The 19,427-nt window shown below is 69.3% G+C and carries 20 protein-coding genes and 2 pseudogenes; 5 read left to right on the top strand and 17 right to left on the bottom strand.

Annotated features, from left to right (window positions below):
- Positions 1–321: 321 nt before the first annotated feature.
- The 5 genes and pseudogenes from EST54_RS36375 to EST54_RS28600 all read right to left on the bottom strand — a co-directional run.
- A pseudogene (locus tag EST54_RS36375) lies at positions 322–837 on the bottom strand (RHS repeat-associated core domain-containing protein); the annotation flags it as partial.
- Positions 838–3,027: 2,190 nt separating this feature from the next.
- Positions 3,028–3,159, bottom strand: a pseudogene (locus EST54_RS36370) (DUF6531 domain-containing protein); the annotation flags it as partial.
- Positions 3,135–4,181, bottom strand: coding sequence for a DUF308 domain-containing protein (locus EST54_RS28610; protein WP_129250607.1), 1,047 nt, complete (start codon positions 4,179–4,181; stop codon positions 3,135–3,137). The gene EST54_RS28610 and the pseudogene EST54_RS36370, both read right to left, overlap by 25 nt.
- A 10-nt stretch (positions 4,182–4,191) precedes the next feature.
- Positions 4,192–4,707, bottom strand: a complete 516-nt coding sequence (locus EST54_RS28605) for a hypothetical protein (protein WP_239013201.1) — start codon at positions 4,705–4,707, stop codon at positions 4,192–4,194.
- Between the two features lie 74 nt (positions 4,708–4,781).
- On the bottom strand, positions 4,782–5,081 hold the full coding sequence (locus tag EST54_RS28600; protein WP_129250606.1) for a WXG100 family type VII secretion target: 300 nt from the start codon (positions 5,079–5,081) through the stop codon (positions 4,782–4,784).
- A gap of 464 nt (positions 5,082–5,545) precedes the next feature.
- On the opposite strand from EST54_RS28600, the gene EST54_RS28595 reads away from it, so the two are divergent.
- From EST54_RS28595 to EST54_RS28585, 3 genes are all read left to right on the top strand, one after another.
- A complete protein-coding gene (locus tag EST54_RS28595) occupies positions 5,546–6,298 on the top strand; it encodes a DUF4232 domain-containing protein (protein ID WP_129250605.1) in 753 nt (250 codons plus the stop codon).
- Positions 6,299–6,542: 244 nt separating this feature from the next.
- A complete protein-coding gene (locus tag EST54_RS28590; RefSeq protein WP_129250604.1) occupies positions 6,543–8,060 on the top strand; it encodes an FAD-dependent monooxygenase in 1,518 nt (505 codons plus the stop codon).
- A 324-nt stretch (positions 8,061–8,384) separates the two neighbouring features.
- The gene (locus EST54_RS28585) at positions 8,385–9,053 is read left to right on the top strand and encodes a GDSL-type esterase/lipase family protein (protein ID WP_129250603.1); all 669 of its coding nucleotides are present in this window, start codon (positions 8,385–8,387) and stop codon (positions 9,051–9,053) included.
- 101 nt (positions 9,054–9,154) lie between these two features.
- Here EST54_RS28585 and EST54_RS28580 read toward each other — a convergent pair whose 3' ends face one another.
- The 5 genes from EST54_RS28580 to EST54_RS28560 all read right to left on the bottom strand — a co-directional run bounded on the left by EST54_RS28580 (position 9,155) and on the right by EST54_RS28560 (position 11,811).
- Positions 9,155–9,883: a hypothetical protein gene (locus EST54_RS28580; RefSeq protein ID WP_129250602.1), complete on the bottom strand. Its 729-nt coding sequence runs from the start codon at positions 9,881–9,883 to the stop codon at positions 9,155–9,157.
- Entirely contained in the window at positions 9,880–10,227 is a 348-nt protein-coding gene (locus EST54_RS28575) for a PadR family transcriptional regulator (protein ID WP_129250601.1), read from the bottom strand. The genes EST54_RS28580 and EST54_RS28575 overlap by 4 nt, the downstream gene beginning before the upstream one ends.
- 217 nt (positions 10,228–10,444) lie before the next feature.
- Positions 10,445–10,699, bottom strand: coding sequence for a PLDc N-terminal domain-containing protein (locus EST54_RS28570; RefSeq protein ID WP_129250600.1), 255 nt, complete (start codon positions 10,697–10,699; stop codon positions 10,445–10,447).
- Positions 10,700–10,830: 131 nt separating this feature from the next.
- Positions 10,831–11,445: an HAAS signaling domain-containing protein gene (locus EST54_RS28565; RefSeq protein WP_129250599.1), complete on the bottom strand. Its 615-nt coding sequence runs from the start codon at positions 11,443–11,445 to the stop codon at positions 10,831–10,833.
- Positions 11,446–11,457: 12 nt separating this feature from the next.
- A complete protein-coding gene (locus EST54_RS28560; RefSeq protein WP_129250598.1) occupies positions 11,458–11,811 on the bottom strand; it encodes a PadR family transcriptional regulator in 354 nt (117 codons plus the stop codon).
- A gap of 313 nt (positions 11,812–12,124) precedes the next feature.
- Here EST54_RS28560 and EST54_RS28555 point away from each other — a divergent pair, with 313 nt between their 5' ends.
- Positions 12,125–12,352 carry a hypothetical protein gene (locus tag EST54_RS28555; RefSeq protein WP_129250597.1) on the top strand — a complete coding sequence of 76 codons (228 nt, stop codon included), beginning with the start codon at positions 12,125–12,127 and terminating at the stop codon, positions 12,350–12,352.
- A gap of 263 nt (positions 12,353–12,615) precedes the next feature.
- On the opposite strand, the gene EST54_RS28550 is transcribed toward EST54_RS28555, so the two are convergent.
- The 5 genes from EST54_RS28550 to EST54_RS28530 form a co-directional block, all read right to left on the bottom strand.
- On the bottom strand, positions 12,616–13,857 hold the full coding sequence (locus tag EST54_RS28550; protein ID WP_129250596.1) for a PP2C family protein-serine/threonine phosphatase: 1,242 nt from the start codon (positions 13,855–13,857) through the stop codon (positions 12,616–12,618).
- Positions 13,858–14,435: 578 nt separating this feature from the next.
- Positions 14,436–15,017 carry a DUF5994 family protein gene (locus EST54_RS28545; protein ID WP_129250595.1) on the bottom strand — a complete coding sequence of 194 codons (582 nt, stop codon included), beginning with the start codon at positions 15,015–15,017 and terminating at the stop codon, positions 14,436–14,438.
- Between the two features lie 188 nt (positions 15,018–15,205).
- Entirely contained in the window at positions 15,206–15,628 is a 423-nt protein-coding gene (locus EST54_RS28540) for a YjbQ family protein (protein WP_129250594.1), read from the bottom strand.
- A gap of 105 nt (positions 15,629–15,733) precedes the next feature.
- Complete coding sequence (locus EST54_RS28535) at positions 15,734–16,006, bottom strand: hypothetical protein (RefSeq protein ID WP_129250593.1); 273 nt, start codon at positions 16,004–16,006, stop codon at positions 15,734–15,736.
- Between the two features lie 109 nt (positions 16,007–16,115).
- Positions 16,116–16,388 (bottom strand): hypothetical protein, encoded by a 273-nt coding sequence (locus tag EST54_RS28530; RefSeq protein WP_129250592.1) that lies wholly within the window; start codon positions 16,386–16,388, stop codon positions 16,116–16,118.
- A 541-nt stretch (positions 16,389–16,929) separates the two neighbouring features.
- On the opposite strand from EST54_RS28530, the gene EST54_RS28525 reads away from it, so the two are divergent.
- A complete protein-coding gene (locus tag EST54_RS28525; protein WP_129250591.1) occupies positions 16,930–17,478 on the top strand; it encodes a DUF5994 family protein in 549 nt (182 codons plus the stop codon).
- 367 nt (positions 17,479–17,845) lie between these two features.
- On the opposite strand, the gene EST54_RS34930 is transcribed toward EST54_RS28525, so the two are convergent.
- Both EST54_RS34930 and EST54_RS34305 read right to left on the bottom strand, forming a co-directional pair.
- A complete protein-coding gene (locus EST54_RS34930; RefSeq protein ID WP_174857536.1) occupies positions 17,846–18,073 on the bottom strand; it encodes a hypothetical protein in 228 nt (75 codons plus the stop codon).
- Positions 18,074–19,008: 935 nt separating this feature from the next.
- Positions 19,009–19,427: hypothetical protein (locus tag EST54_RS34305; protein ID WP_161989328.1), on the bottom strand; the 419-nt coding region annotated here is incomplete at its 5' end.

Raw genomic sequence — 19,427 nt, 5'->3', positions numbered from 1 at the left:
CTCCCGCCCCCACGCCGGAAGCCCCGACAACACTCCCCAAGTGCCGCCACCACAAGTGCCGGTGATTGCCGTGCTCTGGCTGCCTTGCCCCCTACAGCCCGGCCCCCTTCCGCCAGTACCGTTGCGTGCTCACGCGAGGCGGATACGGGACTTCGGGGGCGTGCCCAGTGGCGGGAAGCGAACTGACACTCGGTAAGACGGTCGCCAAGGCGCGCAGGCGCAAGGGATGGCCGCAGCGGGACCTGGCCGCGATGATCGACCGGTCGGAGAGCTGGGTGTCTCAGGTCGAGCGGGACGTCATCCCGGTCAACAGCCTGGACGGGGGTTGGGGGCGGGGTCGAGACCGAGCGGGTCCGGCGTCGTGTAGCGGGCGGTCTCGGGGTCGTAGTGCCGGAAGTAGTTGTAGTGCAGGCCCGTCTCGGGGTCCTCGTACTGCCCCGGGAAACGCAGCGGCGTGTGGGCGATCGCGTCCCGGTTGCGCGCGGTGACGCCCCACAGGGTGGTGCGGGAGCGCCAGGCGATGGCGCCCTGCTCGTCGACGAGTTCGGTGGGGGTGCCGACGAGGTCGGTGACGATGGCGAAGAAGCGCGAGTCGAACTCGTCCTGGCTCCTCGGCTTGCGCTCCAGCTGCGTGAGGGGGCGGTGGCCGTCGTGGTCCCAGGTGAGGATGACGCCGGTGGTGCCGTCCGTCTGCTCGGCGAGGCGCGTCTCGTCCCAGGTGAAGTACAGGCGGCGCTTCTGCCGCAGCACCGTGCGGCCCGCCTCGTCGTATTCGTAGCGGACCGCGCCGGCGGAGAGCAGACGGGTGTCGGTGTAGGTCCTGGAGCCCCGGGCCTCGGTGCGCTGCGCCTTGTCGGGCCAGCTGGCCTCGATCTGGTTGCCTGCCTGGTCGTAGGCGTAGGACTCGGTCCAGCCCTCGGCGGTGACCGTCAACGGGCGCCCCGCCCGGTCCAGTTCCATCGTCTTGCTCGTCCCCGTCACCTCGTCGGTGATGGCGGTGACGTAGTTGTCCGCCCGGTACGCGTAGTGGCGGGCCCGGAGGTCCCCGCCCGGGGTGGTCAGCCGCTGTACGACGGGGCGACCGGCCATGTCCCAGGCTGTGGTCATGGCGACCGGCGAGGCGGTCGTGCCCAGGGCGCGCGACAGCTCATGGCCGAGGAGATCGTGCGTGAACTCCATGCGGTGACCGTCGGTCGTCAGGGCGCTGCGGTTACCTGCCCCGTCGTAGGCGAGTTCGGTGTACGCGCCGGTGGGCGTGGTCCGGGAGGTGCGGCGCCCCATGACGTCGTAGGTGTAGCGGGTGGTGCGTCCGTCGACGGTTTCCGACAGCAGGCTGCCCATGATGTCCCGCTCGAAGGCGAGCGTGGAGGTGGGGGACACCGCGCGGAGAAGAGCGCCGGCGGCGTCATAGGTGTAGTCGGTCCGCACCCCGGCCGCGTCCTTGGACGTCAGCTTGCCGAGTTCGTCGTACGTGTAGCCGATCTCCTGGCCGAGCGGCGTCGTGCGGGAGGTGACCCGCCCCAGCGCGTCGTGGGCGTAACGGATTTCGCGGTTGTCGAAGTCGGCCTCCCTGATGAGACGGCCGCCGCGGTCGTAGGTGTAATCCCAGTTCAGGCCCTGCGGGTTGGTGACCCGGGTGAGGCGGAGCTCGGCGTCGTAGACGAAGGTGGACCGGGCGCCGTCGGGCCCGGTACGCGCCGCGAGCCGGTCGAAATGCGTGTACTCGAAACGGGCGATGGCGCCTGCGGGGTCGGTGTGCGTGCGGCAGTTGCCCTCGCCGTCCCAGGTGAGGTGCTCGGTGCGGCCGTCGGGGTAGGTGCGCTCCGATATGTGACCTTCGACGGTGTAAACCGTGCGGGTGACCCCACCCAGTGGGTCGGTGACGGCGGTGGGGCGGCCGAACGCGTCGCGTTCGAGCAGGGCGGTTCCGCCGGAGGCATCGGTGACGGAGAGGGGCAGGCCGGCGGCGTCGTTGTCATAGGTGGCTGCCGCGCCCGACACGTCGGTTGCGGTCGCGATGGCACCCGCGGGGTCGTGGGTGAACCTGATGGCGCCCCCGTCCGGGGCGGTCATGGCGGTGAGGTTGCCCCGCTCGTCGTACTCGCAGCACCACGTCGTCCCGTCGTATCCGGTCGAGGAGAGCGGGAGGTTCAGCCGGTTGTACGTCGCCGTGGACCGGCTGCCGTCCGGGAGCTGGACGGCGGTGGGGTTGTGCGCCAGGTCGTACTCGTACCGGACCGTGTGGCCGAGGGCGTCGGTGCGGGCCAGGAGGTTGTCGTAGCGGTCCCACTCGGAGGTGGTGGTGTGGCCCAGGGGGTCGGTCACGCCGACGACCTGGTACAGCTCGTTGAGCTGGTAGACGGTCGTGGCGCCGCAGGCGTCGGTGTAGTGCGTCCGGCGCTCGTCGGGGTCGTAGCTCCAGTGTGAGGAGAGGTGGCCGTCGGGGCCGATGGTCTCCGTGACGCGGTTGTCGTCGTCGTAGACGTAGCGGTAGGTGGAGTCGTTCCGGTCCGTCCAGGAGGTGATGCGGGATCGGTCGTCGTAGCCGAACACCATCGCCTTGCCCGACGAGTTCACCACGTGCGTGAGGTTCCCGTCCGCGTCGTGCTGGTAGGACAGGACCTCGACCGGGCCCTCGGGTGTGGCGACCGACAGCCCGGTCAGCAGGCCGGCGGTGCAATCGACCTCGACGCGGTAGCCGCCGGAGTGGACCAGCGCGGTCGGGGTGCCGTCTTCCAGCCGGGAGACGGTGACCTCGTTGCCGTTGCGGTCGTGCCACCGGGTCAGCCAGTACAGGCCGCTGTCGTCGTCGGGATGGTCCGCGAAGGTGCGGACGAGTCCGGTCCGAGGGTCGCAGACGTGGTACGTGACCTCGCCCGTGGTGCCGGTACCCGCACAGGTCAGCGGCAGGCGCGGGCCTTCCTCGGGCCACACCGCCTCGTCGGCCCCGCCGGCGGGAAGGCTCGGGTAGGTCAGGATCGAACCGTCCTCGCGGGCCCACGACACCCGTCCCCGGTCGTCGGCCTCCAGGCGTTCGTCGAGGGTGGAGGCCCAGGAGGGGCCGAAGAACTGGCCGTAGCGGTAGGTCGACAGATAGGTACGGGAGACCATCAGCGGCAGCACGCCGGGTAGCGTCAGATCGTTCTGCGACAGCAGCATTTCACCGCTGGCCACGTCGACCGGGTCGGTCTCGCAGGTACGGCCGCTCGGCTCCCGGCTGTTGATGCGGATGTTGTTCGGTTTGATGGAGGTGGGCTTGACCCCCTTGAGAACCGAGCCGATCCCCCCGAGGCCCTTGAGGGCCGCGGCCCGCCCCCGACCAGGCCCACGACGCCGAGCACGATCTCAAGTACGTTCCACTCGCCCGTCTCCGCCATCACGGACAGGTTGATCCCCAACGACACCGCGCCGGCCACGATGCTGCCGATGGTCAGAGCAATTCCCAGCCCCTGCAGACCGGGTACCAGCATCGCCAGCACACCCAGCACCGCGCTGATGATGCCGAAGGCCGTACTCAGCGCCTTCTTGATCTTGTCCCACAGGCTGTAGCCCGCGACCGACTCGTCCTTCGCGTCGTCCAGCTTCTGCGCCGCCGTGGCGGCATCCTCCTCGCGCACCTGCCGTGCGTCCTCCGCCAGCATGCGTGCCGCGTCGAGATCCGCCTGCGCGTCGTCGGCGTGCCCCTGCGCCGTGGACTGCTTGCTGTGGGCCTCGTCCAGCGCGCGCCGGGTGCTCGCCCGCGCGTCGATGTCATCCGGAGGGTGCGTGATCGCGTCCAGCCGGCCGATGTCGGCACCGGCCACACGCACCGCCTCGGTGGCCGACGCCAGCCGCTCCTTGGCCTCGCGCCCCTTCTCCAGCGCGTTGTCGGCATTCCGCTGCTGATCACGCAGCGAATGCACATACGTGTCCAGGGCGCCGGCCGCCTGGTCGTAGGAACTGTGCAGCTTGCGCACCTGCTTGGCCAGGTCGCCCAGCTTGTCCCGGAGCTTGTCCATGGTCTTTCCCTCGCCCACCTGCTTGTTCTCCAGGCCGGAGACGAGGGGCAGGGCGTCGCCCGCGTTATCGGCTACGGAACGGTAGCTGCGGGCGAGCTGTCCGAGCACTTCCGGATCACCCGGGGTCGGGTCGTCCTCGAACCCGAAGACCGATTCCCACTCGGACACTGCTGGACGCGCCATGGCCGCGACCTCACTTTCCCTTGTCTGCTTCGCCCATGGGGCCTCCACCGGCCGCTTCCGCCGCCGGATCCGCTGCGCCGGACGTGCCGGCCGGGTCCTCGAAGCGGAACGACTCCGCGATCGCGTCGAAGACCTCGTAGAACTGGTCCGCCAGGTCCACGTTGGGCGTGGAGCTGGCGAGCACCAGATAGTCCCGGGTGTTCGGCACCGGGATCAGGGTGTGCCGCACCGCGGTGGGCACCGACGTCCCCTGGTAGTCCACCTCTTCGATCCTGGTGATCCGCCCGGCCGCGCCGACCTGGGGCAGTTCCACCAACTCCACCTCACCGGGCGGCAGTCCGCTGCCTTCCGCCTCGGTGCCGAGCTGCATCGCGGCCGCGACGACGAGGTCCGCCAGATCCTCCGACTGTTCCTCGGGAACGGAGATCCGGAGCACGACCATCGTGGCGCTGAGCACCAGGGGGCCGCTGCCCGCACGGAGGGCGGTGTCCTTCAGATCCTGCACGGGGACGCTGATGCGACCCATCGGTGTCTCCTCTCCTGCTCCGGCCGTCCGGCCCCGCCCTCACAGGGAGAGCGGGGCCGGACGGTGCGGGCACGTCAGCCGATGGAGCCGGACGTCTGGTCGTCGGTGTCGACGAACGCGTCGGCGACCTGTTTGATGAACTCGCTGACGCCCTGCAGGCCCTCGATCGCCTTCTCGGTGCCGTTCTTGTACTCCTCCCAGTACGGACGGAACTTGCTCTCGGAGCCGGGGGTGGCGTAGGCCGCCTCGACCATCTCGTCCATCTTGGTGTTGGCCTCGTGGAGGCTCTGCTGCATCAGTTCCTTCTGGTTCTGCAGCCAGGTCGACGCCTCCCGCATCTCGTCCGGGCTGATCTGGATGTTGCCGCCGGCCATGCCGATTCCTTCCCTCGCTGCCTGTCGTCGCGGCCACTTGGGCCGCACACACGGGGCTGTACGGGGCGCCTGCCGAGGCGGTTCACGCCTGTTGCGGAACGGTGACAAAGCGGCAGATGAGGCGATGACCGGCACGATGCACCGCATGCCGGGCCGCCCGCCGCATCGACGACATCCTGGCCTCCCGCGGCCTCCGGACGGGCGCCTCGTACTTCTTCCTCGGCGGCAAGGCGGCCCGGAGATCACCGGCCGCCGACACCTCCTGATCAAGGGACCGAACCACCACAACAACTGACGGAGCCTCATGAGCCAATCGCGCCCGGGTTCTTCTCGGCGCCGCACCTGCGCACCCACACCCGCGTTTGCCGGATGTTAGCGGCACGGCAGCCTTGCGATAGCGGCCCCGACCAGAGTGGGTGACGTACCGAGGAGACAGCGAAACCGACCGCCATGGGGGACCCGAAATGAGCGCCAACACCACTGCCCGCACCGCCCGTCGCCGCACCGTGCGCCTGGCCGCCGCGGCCCTGACCGCAGCCGCCGCGCTTTCCCTGACCGCCTGCTCCGGCTCGGACGCCGCCGCCTCCAAGCCCGCGCGTCAGAAGGACACGGGCGTGGCCGCCGATTCCGGCGGCGCGCGCCCCGCCGAGTCCAGCGGTGCGGGCTCCTCCGCCGGAGCGCAGGGTTCCGATGTCAAGACGGATGCCGGTGCCAAGGCCGGCACCAAGACGGGCGCCGCGGGCCAGCAGGCGGGTAACGCGCACGCCACCGGCGGTAGCGGGGCGGGCTCGGGTGTCGAACGCTGTCACACCTCCGGCCTGAAGGCGGCGTTCGCCACCGGCGAGGATGCGACCCCGGACCCGAACGCCGGCGGGGCGACGACCACCAGCGTCGTGCTGACCAACAAGGGCGGCCGCACCTGCAAGATCGGCGGCTTCCCGGGCGTGGACCTCAAGTCCGAGAACGGCGGCGAGCGCTGGTCGCTGGCCCGCTCGTCGGCCAAGCACGGCTCGATCACCCTGGAGCCGGGGGACAGCACCGACTTCACGATCAACCTCGCCATGACCAAGGAGGACGAGGGCTTCTACCAGCCCGCCTTCGCGGACATCACCCCGCCCAACGAGACCAAGTCGATCACCATCGCGTGGCCCTGGGGCACCCTCGTCGACCAGCGCGGCGCCACCCACCCCGGCACCTTCGTCAACCCCATCGGCTGACGACCGCGGCACTGCCCCGGCACTGCCCTGCACACGAGCCGACCACCTCCTCCCGCCCCAAGGGGCTTGACGGGGTGGTCGGCAAGCTTGCTGCCGGCGGCCTGACGCTCCGAGCGGCGTAGCCGTGGTGTCGGAGGCATGTCGGCGGCATGTCGGGGGCTGTCGGTCCGGTGTCGGTGGGGTCCGGCACCTTTCGACGGGTCCTGCCGGGTGCCCATCCGGCTGTGGGGGAAGGGGATCTCTCGTGCATGACGTAGTGATCGTGGGCGCCGGCCCGGTTGGCCTGTTCCTTGCCTGCGAGCTTGGCCTCGCGGGCTGCTCTGTCCTGGTGCTTGAGCGGGAGCCGGAGCCCCACTCCCCGTTCAAGGCGAAGCCGCTCGGGATGCGGGGCCTGTCCGCCGCGTCGGTCGAGGCGTTCTACCGCCGCGGGATGCTGCACCAGCTGCTGACGGCATCGGGCGTCCACGACGATCCCGGCGCGGACCCCGACGCGCGCGAGCCGGCACCCCCTCGTGGCGTGGGCCATTTCGCCGGCATGGTGCTCGATCCTGCCCAGGTCGACGTCGCCGCCCTGCCGTACCGGCTTCCCAGCCCGGCGAGGGAGGGCATGCTGACATACCTCGAAGCGGTCGAAACGCTGCTGTCCGGGCAGGCATCCCGGCTCGGCGTGGAAATCAGGTACGGCGTCACGGTCTCAGCCGTCGCCCAGAACGATCAGAGCGCGGTCGCGCGAGCCGGCGAGCGGGAGTACGCGGCGCGCTGGGCCGTCGGCTGCGACGGCGGACGCAGTGCGGTGCGTGGGCTCGCGGGCTTCGAATTCGTCGGCACCGAGCCGCAGTTCACCGGCTACACCATGCACGCCACCGTCGCCGGTTCCGAGAAGCTGCGCTCCGGGATCAACCTGACGCCCACCGGCATGTACCTCCGGCTCTCGGAGGGGCACATCGCCATGATGGACTTCGACGGCGGCGCGTTCGATCGCTCGCAGCAGCCGATGCGCGACCATCTCCAGGCGGTGCTGCGCCGTGTGTCCGGCACCGACGTGACGCTGAGCGACGTACACCTCGCCTCCAGCTTCACCGATCGGGCGATGCAGACGACGACCTACCGGCGCGGACGCGTCCTGCTCGCGGGCGACGCCGCTCACATCCACTCCCCCCTTGGCGGGCAGGGACTCAACACCGGTATCGGCGATGCCATGAACCTGGGGTGGAAGCTCGCGGCGACCGTGCGCGGGTACGCGCCGGACGGGCTGCTCGACACCTACACCCGCGAGCGCCATCCGATCGGCGCGGGGGTGCTCGACTGGTCGCGTGCCCAGGTGGCGGTCATGCGGCCGGACCCGCATGGCCAGGCGGTCCAAGGAGTGGTTCGCGACCTGATCGGGACCCGTGACGGAACGACCTACGCGTTCGAGAGGATGTCGGGATCGTCGATCCGTTACGACCTCGGCAGCGAGCATCCCCTGGTCGGCCGCAGCGCGCCGGACTTCCGCCTCGAAAGCGGCACTCGCCTCGGCGACCTGACGCGGGACGGACGGGGCGTCGCGCTCGATTTCAGCACCGACGGATGCCTGCGCGGTTCGGCGACGGGCTGGGAGAGCCGGATGCGGTACGTAGCCGGTCCGGCGAGAAACGACCTCGGATCGGGTGCGGTGCTCGTCCGACCCGACGGAGTCGTCGCCTGGGCCGGTGAGAGCACCCCTGATCGTGAAGCGTTCGAGCGGGCCGCCGGTCATTGGTTCGGTCCTCCGGCAATCTGAAGCAGCCACCCCGCTCTCCCTAGGCCCTGTCGTCAAATTCCCGCCTGCCCCGCGGCGTCTGGCACGCACGCTCGCCGCGTTGTCGGGCTCGCCCCGATACACCCAGTATCGGGGCGACCCTCCGCCTTGCGATCGCACGCACCAGACGCCGCGGGGCCCGCCCTCCGGGCGAACGACGGGAATTTGACGACAGGGCCTGGCGGCCGTCTTCGTTCCTGCGGGCGCCAAAAGGCCCCAAAGGGACTCACTCCGCGGCGATTTCCATCGCCGCGATATCAACGTTCTCCTCCGCTTTCCTCTCCTCACCCGAGTTCAAGGAGCGCAATGACGATCACTGTCCGACCGGGAAGCACCGTGATGTTCACCGGCGATTCGATCACCGACTGCCAACGGCTGGAGAGCGAAGACGGCCTCGGGTTCGGCTACCCGCTGCGCGTCGCGGGCGAGTGGGGACTCCGGCACCCGGACCGGCCCGTTACCTGGCTGAACTCCGCGATCGCGGGCCACAAGATCATGGACCTCGAACCCCGGTGGCAGACGGACGTACTCGACGCGCGCCCGGACGTGGTGTCGATCCTCGTCGGGGTCAACGACATGGGCTGGCACACGCTGGACCCGGAGGGGTACGTGATCCCCGTGGAGGGTTTCGAAGCGGGTTACGACCGCCTGCTCGCGCCCCTCGCCGAGGCGGGTACGCAGCTGATCCTCATCGAGCCGTTCCTCCTGCCGGTCCACGGCGTCGTCGAAGCCGGTGCCGGTGTCGCGCCCATCGGAGAGAAAGTGCGCGAGGAATGGCGCACCGACCTGGACCCGAAGATCCAGGTCGTGCGCAAGCTCGCCGGCAAGTACGGCGCGCATCTGCTCGCCGCCGACGGCATGTTCGCCGAGCTCGCCGCGACGACCGGACCGGAGTACTGGGCCGCGGACGGCGTGCACCCGACGCCGGCCGGTCACGCCGCACTCGCGGCGGCCTGGCTGCGTCTGGTCGCGTGACCGGGCCTTGCGATTACCGGCAGTTGGGGCACGCGGAGGGCACGCCGCCACCTGAGAGGCCCGGACAACGGCCTCGGTCGCGCCGTTCGCTCCCGCAACGCTCACGCAAAAGTGGAACGGGTGGCCGTCACGGTCGGGCAGGTGCGGTGGCGGATCCAGGCGGCGCCGGCGGCGACGGCGCCGATCATTCCGGCCAGCGCGACGGGGACGGTGAAGAGCACCTGGTAGTACCCCACTACGGAGGCGCCGAAGAGGCCGATCGCGACGCCCAGCACGGCCGCTGCCATGAGAATGACGGGAAGAGCCTTGGTCAGGGTCTGCACGGTCGCTTCGACCACGGGGGCGTGATGGTGCTGGAGCGTCCCGCGCACGGCGCGCCGGATCAAGAAGAAGGCGACGAGCACGCACACGGGCAAGCCCACCCACATCAAAGGAACGCCGGGATCGGGGAACCGGTGCACCTCCCGCAGCACCCGTCCGTCGGCCGTGGTTTGCAGGGATTCGCTGCTGGGGTCGAGGAGGTGGGCCCAGCACACGAACCAAAAGGCGAGAGCGGCAAGGGCGGGCAGAGCAGCGCCCTGGGCCGCCGCGACGGCGGTCTCCTTCAGGTGCCGCCGCACCGGCAGCAGACCGCGTTCGTCCGCCCAGGAGGTGGCCAGTGCCTCGATGTCCCCGCCGATGTAGTCCGCGACCGAGCGGCCGTCCGAGGAGGCGGCAGTCAGGTCCGCGGCCAGCTCCTCAGCCATCTCATCGGCCGTGTCCTGTTCGACTCCGAGGCGCCGCCACACCTCCGTGGCCTGGTGTATCGCGTCCTCGACCGTCAGTGTCATGATTCCTCCCGCGCAGGTGGGCCGATGAGGGAGCCGATGCTCGTGGCGAATTCGCCCCAGTCGCGGCTCCACGCCCGGAGCATCCGCATGCCCGCTTCGCTGGGCCTGTAGTAGGTACGGGCGGGGCCCCCGCCCCCGCTGCGGCGTTCGATCTCGACCAGCTCGCGCTTCCGCAGGCGCGCCAGTGCCGGGTAGATGGAGCCGTCCGCGACGTCGAGTCCGGCCTGTGCGAGCCGGACGGTCATCTCGTATCCGTAGACCGGGGCCTCCGCCATCAAGGCCAGCAGGCACATATCCAGCACCCCTCGCAGCCACTGGCCACGGGGGGTGGGCGTCTCTTCCATGGCCAGTACCTTACACAGCATGAGTCATGTACTACAAGCTAGTGCGGTGCAAGGTAGTGCGGGTCTTTAGGGTCGGGTCCCTGGTCAAGTGGTGCAATGCCCGTGCCAAGCCTGGCCTGCCGGATGGGGTGCGCCCGCGCCGGAGAGGTCTGGACAACAAACAAGGCCCAGGTCGCCGACCTGAGCCTTCACCATGGAGCGGGCGGCGCCCTTGGAATCAGCCGATGCCCAGCCGGCGCTGGGCGTCGTGGCGACCGATGAGGAACCAGAGCAGGCACCCGAGGAAGGGGGCCACGAAGGCGAAAGCGACCCAGACCAGCTTCATCCCGCCGGAGAGGTTGGACCCGACGATGCTGATCAGAGCGCCGAAGAACCACGCGAGGCCGCCGATGAGCAGAGCGGCTACCACGCCGGAGAACATCATGTCGTCCGTAAGGGCAAAGGCCATCTGGTGTGCGAGCTGCGTTTGCATCCTTCTCTCCTCTTGCTGGTGGGTGGATTCTCAGAGTTCGTTGGCCGGGCTGGACGTGTGGTGACCGGTGGTCAGGGCGAGTGGCGCACCGGGTGTGGGGGTGGAGGTGATCGGCAGCGGGTGAGCCCCTGTCACGCCGCGCGCACCGGGGGACCCAGCAGCGGGCGCACCGCGGACCACAGCAGATAGAAGCCGACGGCGGCCGGGAGCGCCACGGCGGCCAGCATGACCGGGAAGAATGCATCTCCCATGCCGAGGTGCAGCCCGAACGCGGCGATCATGGCCTGCACCACCGCGAACAGCAGCGGCGCGAGGGCGGCCGCCGTTCCGATCACCTTGTCCCGCTTGCGCCACTGCGGCCCGGCCCACAGGCACCAGAGCCCGCCGATCAGGGGGATGGCGGCAATAAAGGGGTTGGCGGAGATCGCCAGGGTGCTGGCCATCCCCAGCAGTACCAGCACGGCGAGGGCACGCACGACGGCGCGCACCACGGCGAACCCCGGGCTCTGCGGAGCGGGGGGCTCCTCGCCGAGCGCGGTCGCCGCGATCGTGCGCGGGTCGCCGAGGCGTGCGAGCACGGCGCGGACGCCGTCGTCGCCGGAGGCGGGCTCCTCCGCGAGGGCCACGGCGATGTGCTCCTCCAGGTCGGCCAGCAGCTCGTTGCGGCGTTCCGGGCTCAGGCCGGCCGCCTCCCGCGCCACGGCGGCCAGGTAGTTCCGCACCAGCGGGTGCTCGGTATTCGACATGGTGGTCTCCTGTCAGCCGGTGATGAAGTGGTCGACCGCGTCACGGAAGTGCGGCCAGATGGCGATGAACTCCTTCAGCGCCGCATGTCCCGAGGGCGTCAGCTCGTAGTAGCGCCGGGGCGGCCCGCTGGGGGACTCCTGCCAGCGCGTTTCCACCACCCCGTCACGGCGCAGCCGCGACAGCAGCGGGTAGATCGTGCCCTGGCTCGTGGCCATGACGTTCACCGCGCCGAGGGTTTCGAGCAGCTCCACGCCGTAGCGCGGGCCGTCCCGCAAGATCGCAAGCACGCAGTACTCCAGCACCCCCTTGCGGAGCTGGCTCTCCGCTTTGCCCGCGACGGGCTTACCTGCGATGTCAGGTTCCATGCGATGCACAGTACCTGGTTATCTCTAGATGGCCAATGGTGATGTTGAGGGGGTCCGGCATGCGGCGCCCTGTCGGCACTCGTCCCGCTGTGCGGGCGCGACGGCACTCGCTTCGGACGGGCTGTGCTGCGGCTCCCGTGCAATACGGCTCGCGAGCCTCCGGCGAGGGGAAGCTGGAGGAGGAGACCGGACAGGGGCGATCCGCGGTCCGCCGACTCGCGGCCCGGTTCGATGCCCTGACTATGCTGACCACCGCGCGGTGTGTGTGCGAGAGGGTTGCGCCACTCCGGATTTTCTTGGGAGAGGTGAGGGCGTGGCCAAGCCTGTACGTGCGGCTGTCGGGAACGTGTGGGTCAAATGCACTTTCTGTCAGGGCGATCTGTTTCGGGACCGTGAGGTGAAACTCAACAGCTCCGGCATGGAGTTCATGAACTTCGGCTGGGCGAACGAGTCGGCGACCGGGCTGATCTGCTGGAACTGCGGCTATGTGCACCTGTTCGTGAACAGAGATCTCGAACTGTACAAAGTGAAGAAAAGCTAGGGCTGACACAGGTCCCCCGCGCAGGTGGCCGGCGAGCGCAGGCTCTGCAGGCGGACGTCCGGGGAGCACGTCGATTACCCGGCCAACGATGCGCTGTGTGTGCGACGGAGTGCGTTCGCTGTCTGTGGCGCGGGCAGAGGCCGGACGAACTCCCTTGCCAAGAGCCCATTTTGCATGGAAGTCAGCGTCGAGTGCGCATCACGGTTGGCGAGGCAGCGAGCCTGCGCGCTGTCGGCTCCGTCAACGATGATGCGAGTACCGGCTCACTCCGGGACGGCGAGGTGGTCGGCGGCGCCCCCGCGCCACTCGATCAGGAAGAGGGTCGCATCGTCACTGGTGCTGCCGCCCCGCTCCTGTTTCAGGGTGTGGGAGAGCGAGCGAACCACCGCCCGCACTCCCTTCTCCGTCCGCTCGATGCGGTTGACCCAGTGGATGAGTTGTTCCTCACCGAACTGCTCCTCGCCGGCCTCGTGCTCCTCGATCAGGCCGTCGGTGAAGCACAGCACCCGGTCGCCGCGTTGGAGCATCTGCTCGCTGATCTGGGGCTCTTCACCACCGAAGCCGACCGGCAAGGTGGTAGGGCTCTCCAGTTGCCGGACAACCTGGCCGTTGCGGATCAGTAGCGGTGCGGGGTGGCCCGCGTTGACCCATTGCAGGTGGCCCGTTGTGATGTCGAGGCGCATCATCTGCGCGGTGACGAAGTGGTCGGGCCCGAATTGCTCGGCGATGGCCCGGTCCATGAACGCGTAGATCTCGGACAGGCCGATTTCGGCGCGTCTGGCGTGCCGGTAGGCGCCGATGGCGACGGTCGCCATGGTGGCGGCATCCAGGCCGTGGCCCATCGCATCGACCATGGCCACGTGCAGGATGTCCTCGTTGAGGGCGTAGTCGAAGCTGTCGCCGGCGACGCTGTAGGCGGGTTCCAGGATTCCCGCCACCGAGACCTGCGGGACGGACATCGCCAGCGGCGGTAGCAGGGACCACTGGATCTCCGCGGCCAAGCTCATCGGTTCGCGGCGCCGGGCGAGAAAGAACTGGTCGGTGTAGCTGTGCTTGGTGACCAGCATGTCGGCGACGAGGCCGGCGAGCCTGCGCAACAAGCGCCGGTCGTCGTCATCGACGGTGTCCATGGTGAGAGCCAGCACGCCCACCTGGTCGCTGCCGTCCAGCAACGGCAGATACATCCGAACGCCGTCGTCCTGCGGAACCTCGACAGGGGCCCCGTACAGGAAGGCCGTGCCCGCGTGCGAGTCACTGATCAGCTCGGGCCGGCCCACGGTCAGCCGCCTGCCCGGCAGGGGCACCAGCAGCAGCTGCGCATAGTCCTGGAGGAGGATCGAGACGTGACGGCCGCCGACCCTCGCCACCTCTTCCGCGATCAGCGGGGCGATCAACTGCGGCGGAATCTCGTGCGCCCGATCCAGCAGCACCCCCAGCAGTCGCTCGCCGAACCCTTCCGACCGGTCCACCGCGCCCGTGTCCGCCGGCCGCTCACCTGCCGTCATACCCATGCCCTTTCACCAAGCAGCCTCCTTGCGACGTCACCCGCCGGGCCCGCCGTCTCCCACGGGTCGGTCATCGGGCGGCCTGGCGTGCGACTTCGGTGGCTCGGCGCCGGTAGCACGGTGCGCGGGTCCGGATGAGGGTGAGGGGAAGGTGAGCCAGTCCGCGAACGGCTGAGCGCAGGCGGGAAGCGATGAGGCCCTGCCACGCTCCACGGCCGGAGTGTCCGAGTCCGTTGCGGCCCCTCGGTCCCTCCCGCTCGGTGAGGATCCGGAGCGCAAGTTCACGCCCTGCTCGGCGGCCGCCGGCCGCACAGGGACCCACTGGCAGACCCCCCTCATGCGACAGTGCACACGGGCTCCTGGAACCACCGTGATCAACTCGGACAGCGTGACCCAGCCAACCGGGCCAACGGGCTCATTGAGCCAGTGGCGGCGTGTCAGGCTCCCTCAGGGCACCCGGCTGAACGACGGGCGGGGGAAAGGTCCGGACAAGAGATCAGCCCCAGGCTGCTGGCCTGGGGCTTCCTCCGGAGCGGGCTGCGGGATCCACGTCGCGCCCGCGATGACTGACACGACGCTCAGATACCTTTCGTATCCGGTACCTGAGCACTGACTGCTCGGGAACGTGAGGTCGGCAGGCTTGCGCCATGGCCGCCTTCGGAGTCCCAGACCGAGACCAGGGACAGTTCCATCTCCTCCGCGATCCGGCGTTGCTCCGCTTCGTTCATCAGGGCACTCGCGGTGAGGGTGCCCAGCGGATCGGCGGCCTCTGCCATGAGCCGGGCGGCGGTGGCCGGGCTGGTCTCCGGGGGGATGACCAGGAGGTCCCAACGTCCGACGCTGTAGGAGAGCAGCAGCAGCTTGTGCGGGTCTTGCTCGGCCGTGAACCAGCCGACACCCACCACATGCCCGTCGACGGGCACCTTCCGTGGGATGACGGGCCAGAAGGTGGGGTTCACCGTGACGCGGGTGATCCGCCCCCACAGCGGGTCGAGGACGGCTGTCAGTGCGGGAAGTTCCGCCGTGAGGTCACGGGAGCGGGGCCACCACGCACCGTCGAGCAGAGCTGGAGCGGTGCCGGCCGGTGCCAGCACGAGTCGCAGGGGCAGCGAAGAAGTCCGGTCTTCGACCGCCGGCGTATACGGAATGGTGGTGGTCATGACGCGGACCTTGCCCCGGGCCGACCACGACCGGCCCGGTGTCGTGAATCGCCGAAAACGACACGAGCGTGGAGGCTGGTGTGCGGAATGCCCTCGGTAGTTCCAGCTTACTCCTGGTAAGGCTCGCCGGGCCGATCCGGAGCGAGTGCCAGCGGGGGCTGTCAGCCGCAGGACCACGGGGCATCCGGTCAGCCGAGGAAGGAGAGCCGGACCTGGCGTTCGGGGCTGTCCCGGTCCGTGCTCACCAGGACAACGGACTGCGAGGTCCCCAGCTCCAGCTCACCATTGACCACGGGCAACGTGGCGTGTGGTGGGACCAGAGCCGGGAGCACGTGGCCGCTGCCGTGGCCTGGACTGCCGTGGCGGTCCTGCCAACGGCCGTCCGCAGGAAGAATGCCGCGAAGCGCCGCCAGCAGGTCATCGTCACTGCCCGCGCCGGTCTCGATGATGGCCAGGCCGGACGTCGCGTGGGGTGTGAAGACGTTCAGCAGTCCGTTTCGTCCATGAGCGGCCTCCCGGAGGAACGCGGAGCACGCGTGCGTCAGGTCGTGCATGGTCTCAACGGCGCCGGTTGCCATCGTGAGGGTGCGGGTGGTGAAGGTGCCAGCCATGGTTCACCGGTACCCGTCGCGGAGGAACGGCACTAACGGCCGGATGGGTTGTTCCTCCGGCCTCCGCCGGCGGTCGAAAGGTGCGGACGCTGCCTGAGCATGGCGTCAACCGTGCTTTTCTTCTTCGGCCTCCATGTGCCGGATGCCTTGGTGCGTCAGCGTGACCATGGCCGGCGTATTGCCCGCGGTCCAGTCGACCGTGATCAGGTCCTCGCCCACCAGGTACGTGCAGGCGGCAGCCAGATCCTCTGCCGGGATCGCGAGATCTTGGGCCAGCTTGGCTCCGGTGACACCCAGGAGGCGGTTGCCCTCAGTGGCCTCGTACAGAGCCTGCATGATCTTCTCGCGGTACGCCTTCCGCTCGGTCAGTGATGCCATGACTGCTCCCTCTGAGGAGAACTGTGTCGCGCTCATCGCGGCGGAGAAACGGCGGGCGCCCGGTCGAGGGACGCCCCTGTCGCAGCCGCGCGTCTGAGGCCCGGTTTCCTCAGACCTCGTCCGCATGCGGCCGGTCACGCGCGGCTGACTCGCTGGTCACGAGCCATGGCGCGGCCGCCGCGTGGGGCTCGGAGGTGTGCGTGGTGTCCACCGTGATGTGGAGCCGGGTCCCGCCGTCGTGGCCGGCGGGGTAGCTGCGCTGTTCGGCGGCGGGGAAGCAGTGCCGGAGTACTTCTGCGACCCGGCGCGCGGCCTCGGGGGATGCGGCGACGATGCGGACCTCGGCCATCCCTGCCGAAGGCATCGGTTCTACAGGTCTCATGCCGGCCTCTCTGTCAGGCGTACGAGGTGCCCAACGGCCAATGCTCACACCTACCGCCGCCAGTTGCCGACGGGCGAGGAGACGAGCTGGCCGGCCCCACCGTCGGCCTTTCGACTCCGGCAAGGGGGAACGCTCGAAATATCCCGACGTGTTCACCGTACTCCGGGCGGAGGTCCACCGACCCCATACGACACCAGGCGTTCGTGGAGGCGGGCGGTGCGCCGCTTGGGCACACCCCCACCGACGCTGACGACGACCGCTGCGTCGGACCGCCGCCGACGGCACGGACGACCGTGCCGGGGGCCGTGAGAGCGCCCCTGGGCTCGGCGATGATCAGGGCCGCGGAGATGGCCGAGCATGCGTCTGACCAGGTATTTTCCCTGCTGTGAGCGCAGCGCGCACGCGTCGGCCCCGTGCATGGGCCCGTATGCCGGCCCGCGGAGTATGGTGAAACCACCGCGGCCACCCCCATCGGCAGCCACGCCGAGACATCGCCGAGGGCGATCAGCGGACGTATGGACCGCAGACGAGCGAGCACATCATGGCCGATTCCGAAACTCCGGACCTCTCCAAGCTTCTGCCGGAAGCGATCCATCAGTCGGTGAAACCCGGGACCGCACTGCTGAGGCTTGAGACGACCCGGTCCCGCGAGGGCATTCTCGACGGGGCGTGGTGGCCGCGTTCCCGCAACATCGGCGCCGAGCTGCCCAGTCTGATCAGCGCGTTGACCGAGCACCTCGGCCCCGTCCTGCGCGTGGGCCTGGATACGAACGCGTGGGAGGAACTGCCGACGCGGCTGATCATCGACGACCGGGTCGTGCACATCGACTCCTTCCCGGTGGGTGACGACACGGTGCTCATCACCCGCGGCGATCAGGACTACTTCTCCCTGTTGGTGGTCCCGCCACAGGCGACGCCTGAAGCAGCAGCCGCCGCAATGGCCAGGGCGGTCCAAGCCGACAACGTCGCCCAGGCCGAACAGATCCTCGTCGACACAGGCACTGGCTCAGCGCGCACGAGCCCCGCGGACGACCACGAGGGCGGCCGGGGACGCAGCGATTCGACCCGGCAGCCCGGAACGGCGGAGTGACCGATGTGCGGACTCCGCATCTGCGGGCACGAGCGCATGTCGAAGCTGTTGTCGCCATCTCCGTGACGACCACGCGCTTCAGTCGCCGTGCCGAGGACTTCGCCGTGAAGAACGAGATGCTCGCGATCCACCGCACGCACCTCGGCTTCTCTGAGCAACTGCGGAGTCCAGCATGCGGCCGAGGAAGGCAGCGAGGTCGTCAAGGACGGAGAAAGGTGCCGGCGATCCCGCAGGCTCCGTCGAGGGGACGCGCGGAGAAGACGTGGGCGGTGCCCTTGAGATGGAGGCCGACGGCCTCGTTCCTCTCGCCGAATGACGTTTCGGTCCTCCCGAAGCAGGTCCGGTCGCCGTGGGCGTGGAACAGGTGTCAGACGGCGGTGGCTTGGAGGAGGCGTTGACGGCAACGGCTCCGGTGGAACAACTCCCGAGTTCGCAGGTGCATCGTTGCCCTTCCGAACGCGAGGTGTGGGCTGTAGGGCCGGCTGACGTCCAGCGCGTTGGGGTCGCCGGAGAACTGCGTCGCGTCCCGGTTCCCCGAGGCCAGGGCGACGAGCACCGTGGCGCCGGCCTCGATGCGGTGGCCGCCCAGTTCCACGTCTCCAAGGCGACCCGGCGCAGCCCGTACTGCACGATCGTCAGGTAGCGCAGTAGCTCCTCGATGGCGTTGTCCATGAGGGCGGGGTCGGCGCGCAGGGCCGCCAGCTGCTCGGGGTTGTCCAGCAGGCTCATGGTCCCCAGCGCGATCATGTTCGCGGTGGTCTCGTGCCCGGCGATCAGCAGCAACGTGCCGACGCCGGCCACCTCTTCGTCGGTGAGCTGCTCGTACTGCACCAGGCCGCTGGGGATGTCGTCGGTGGGCTGGGCACGCTTGGCGACGATCAGTTGATGGATGTGCTGATTCATCGCCATGTGGGCCTGCTCGATTGCCTCCTGGCTCGCATCGAGCCGGAGCATCCTGGATGCGGTCCCCTGGAATTCCTCCCGGTCCGCGTACGGCACCCCCAGGAGCTCACAGATCAACCAGCGAGGGAACGGGCAGCGCGGGGGCGTGACGGGTGTGACGGAGCCGTGCTCCGGCCGACGGGGGCGACGCGGCGGTGCGTACCGACGGAGCGCCGGTAGGGACATCGATGCTTCGGTCGTCCACCGCTACCGAGCGGCCACCTCCATGGCCCTTCGCTGGGCTCAGTTGGCTGGCCGGAGGCGTGGCGGATGCTGCCTCGCCGGGCGGACTTTCCGCGACCGTCGCTGCGGCGCCGCCCGTAGTGGCGACGATGGCCGGGCGCCTCACGCCGTGCTCACGGTGTGGACGCACACCACGCTTTCACTGGGACGTATCAGTAGCCACGACGGCCCCGTCATGTTCGCCACCGTTGGCTGCCGGGCTCGCTTGGGGATGCGCTGCCAGCGCCCTGGTTGGAACTTCCTGGCCTGCGTTGCGACTGGGTGGGCGCTCAAGGCGACGAGTGGACTTAGCCGAACCGGTGCTCTTCGAGAGTGGCGCGCAGGTGCCGGTCGTGTTGGTCAGGCTCAGTCGGAGTAGCGGTAGTAGGTGATGGAGACCTTTACCGGGTCGTCGTTCGAACCGTCGGTGAGCGTGCGGATGATGGCAATGTCCTGGCCGCCGTGGGCGCGGACGCAGAAGCTGCGGTCGGCGCGCAGGGTGGTGAAGGGCAGGGTGGAGGTGGGCTGGGTGTTGATGCCCTTGAGGCAGTCGGGGAGAGTGAGGGGCTCGGTGGGTGGGATATAGGCGGTGCTGTCGTCGGGGATGTAGTACTCGCCGTCCTCGCGGCCCAGGTACCACGTGGAGTTGTTCTGGGTCACCTTCCCGGCTTTGAGGTCGAACTCGTAGTCGGAGTCGGGGGAGGTGAGTTCGCGGTTCGTGTAGGCGGCGGTGTAGCCGGGGACCGTGGTCGGTTGCGGGGGCGTGGAGTGGGAGGACGGGGTGG

Origin of the sequence: Streptomyces sioyaensis (assembly GCF_004122735.1) — a bacterium.
In the GTDB taxonomy this organism is placed as follows: domain Bacteria; phylum Actinomycetota; class Actinomycetes; order Streptomycetales; family Streptomycetaceae; genus Streptomyces; species Streptomyces sioyaensis.
This window is presented reverse-complemented; position numbering and strand designations above follow the sequence as displayed.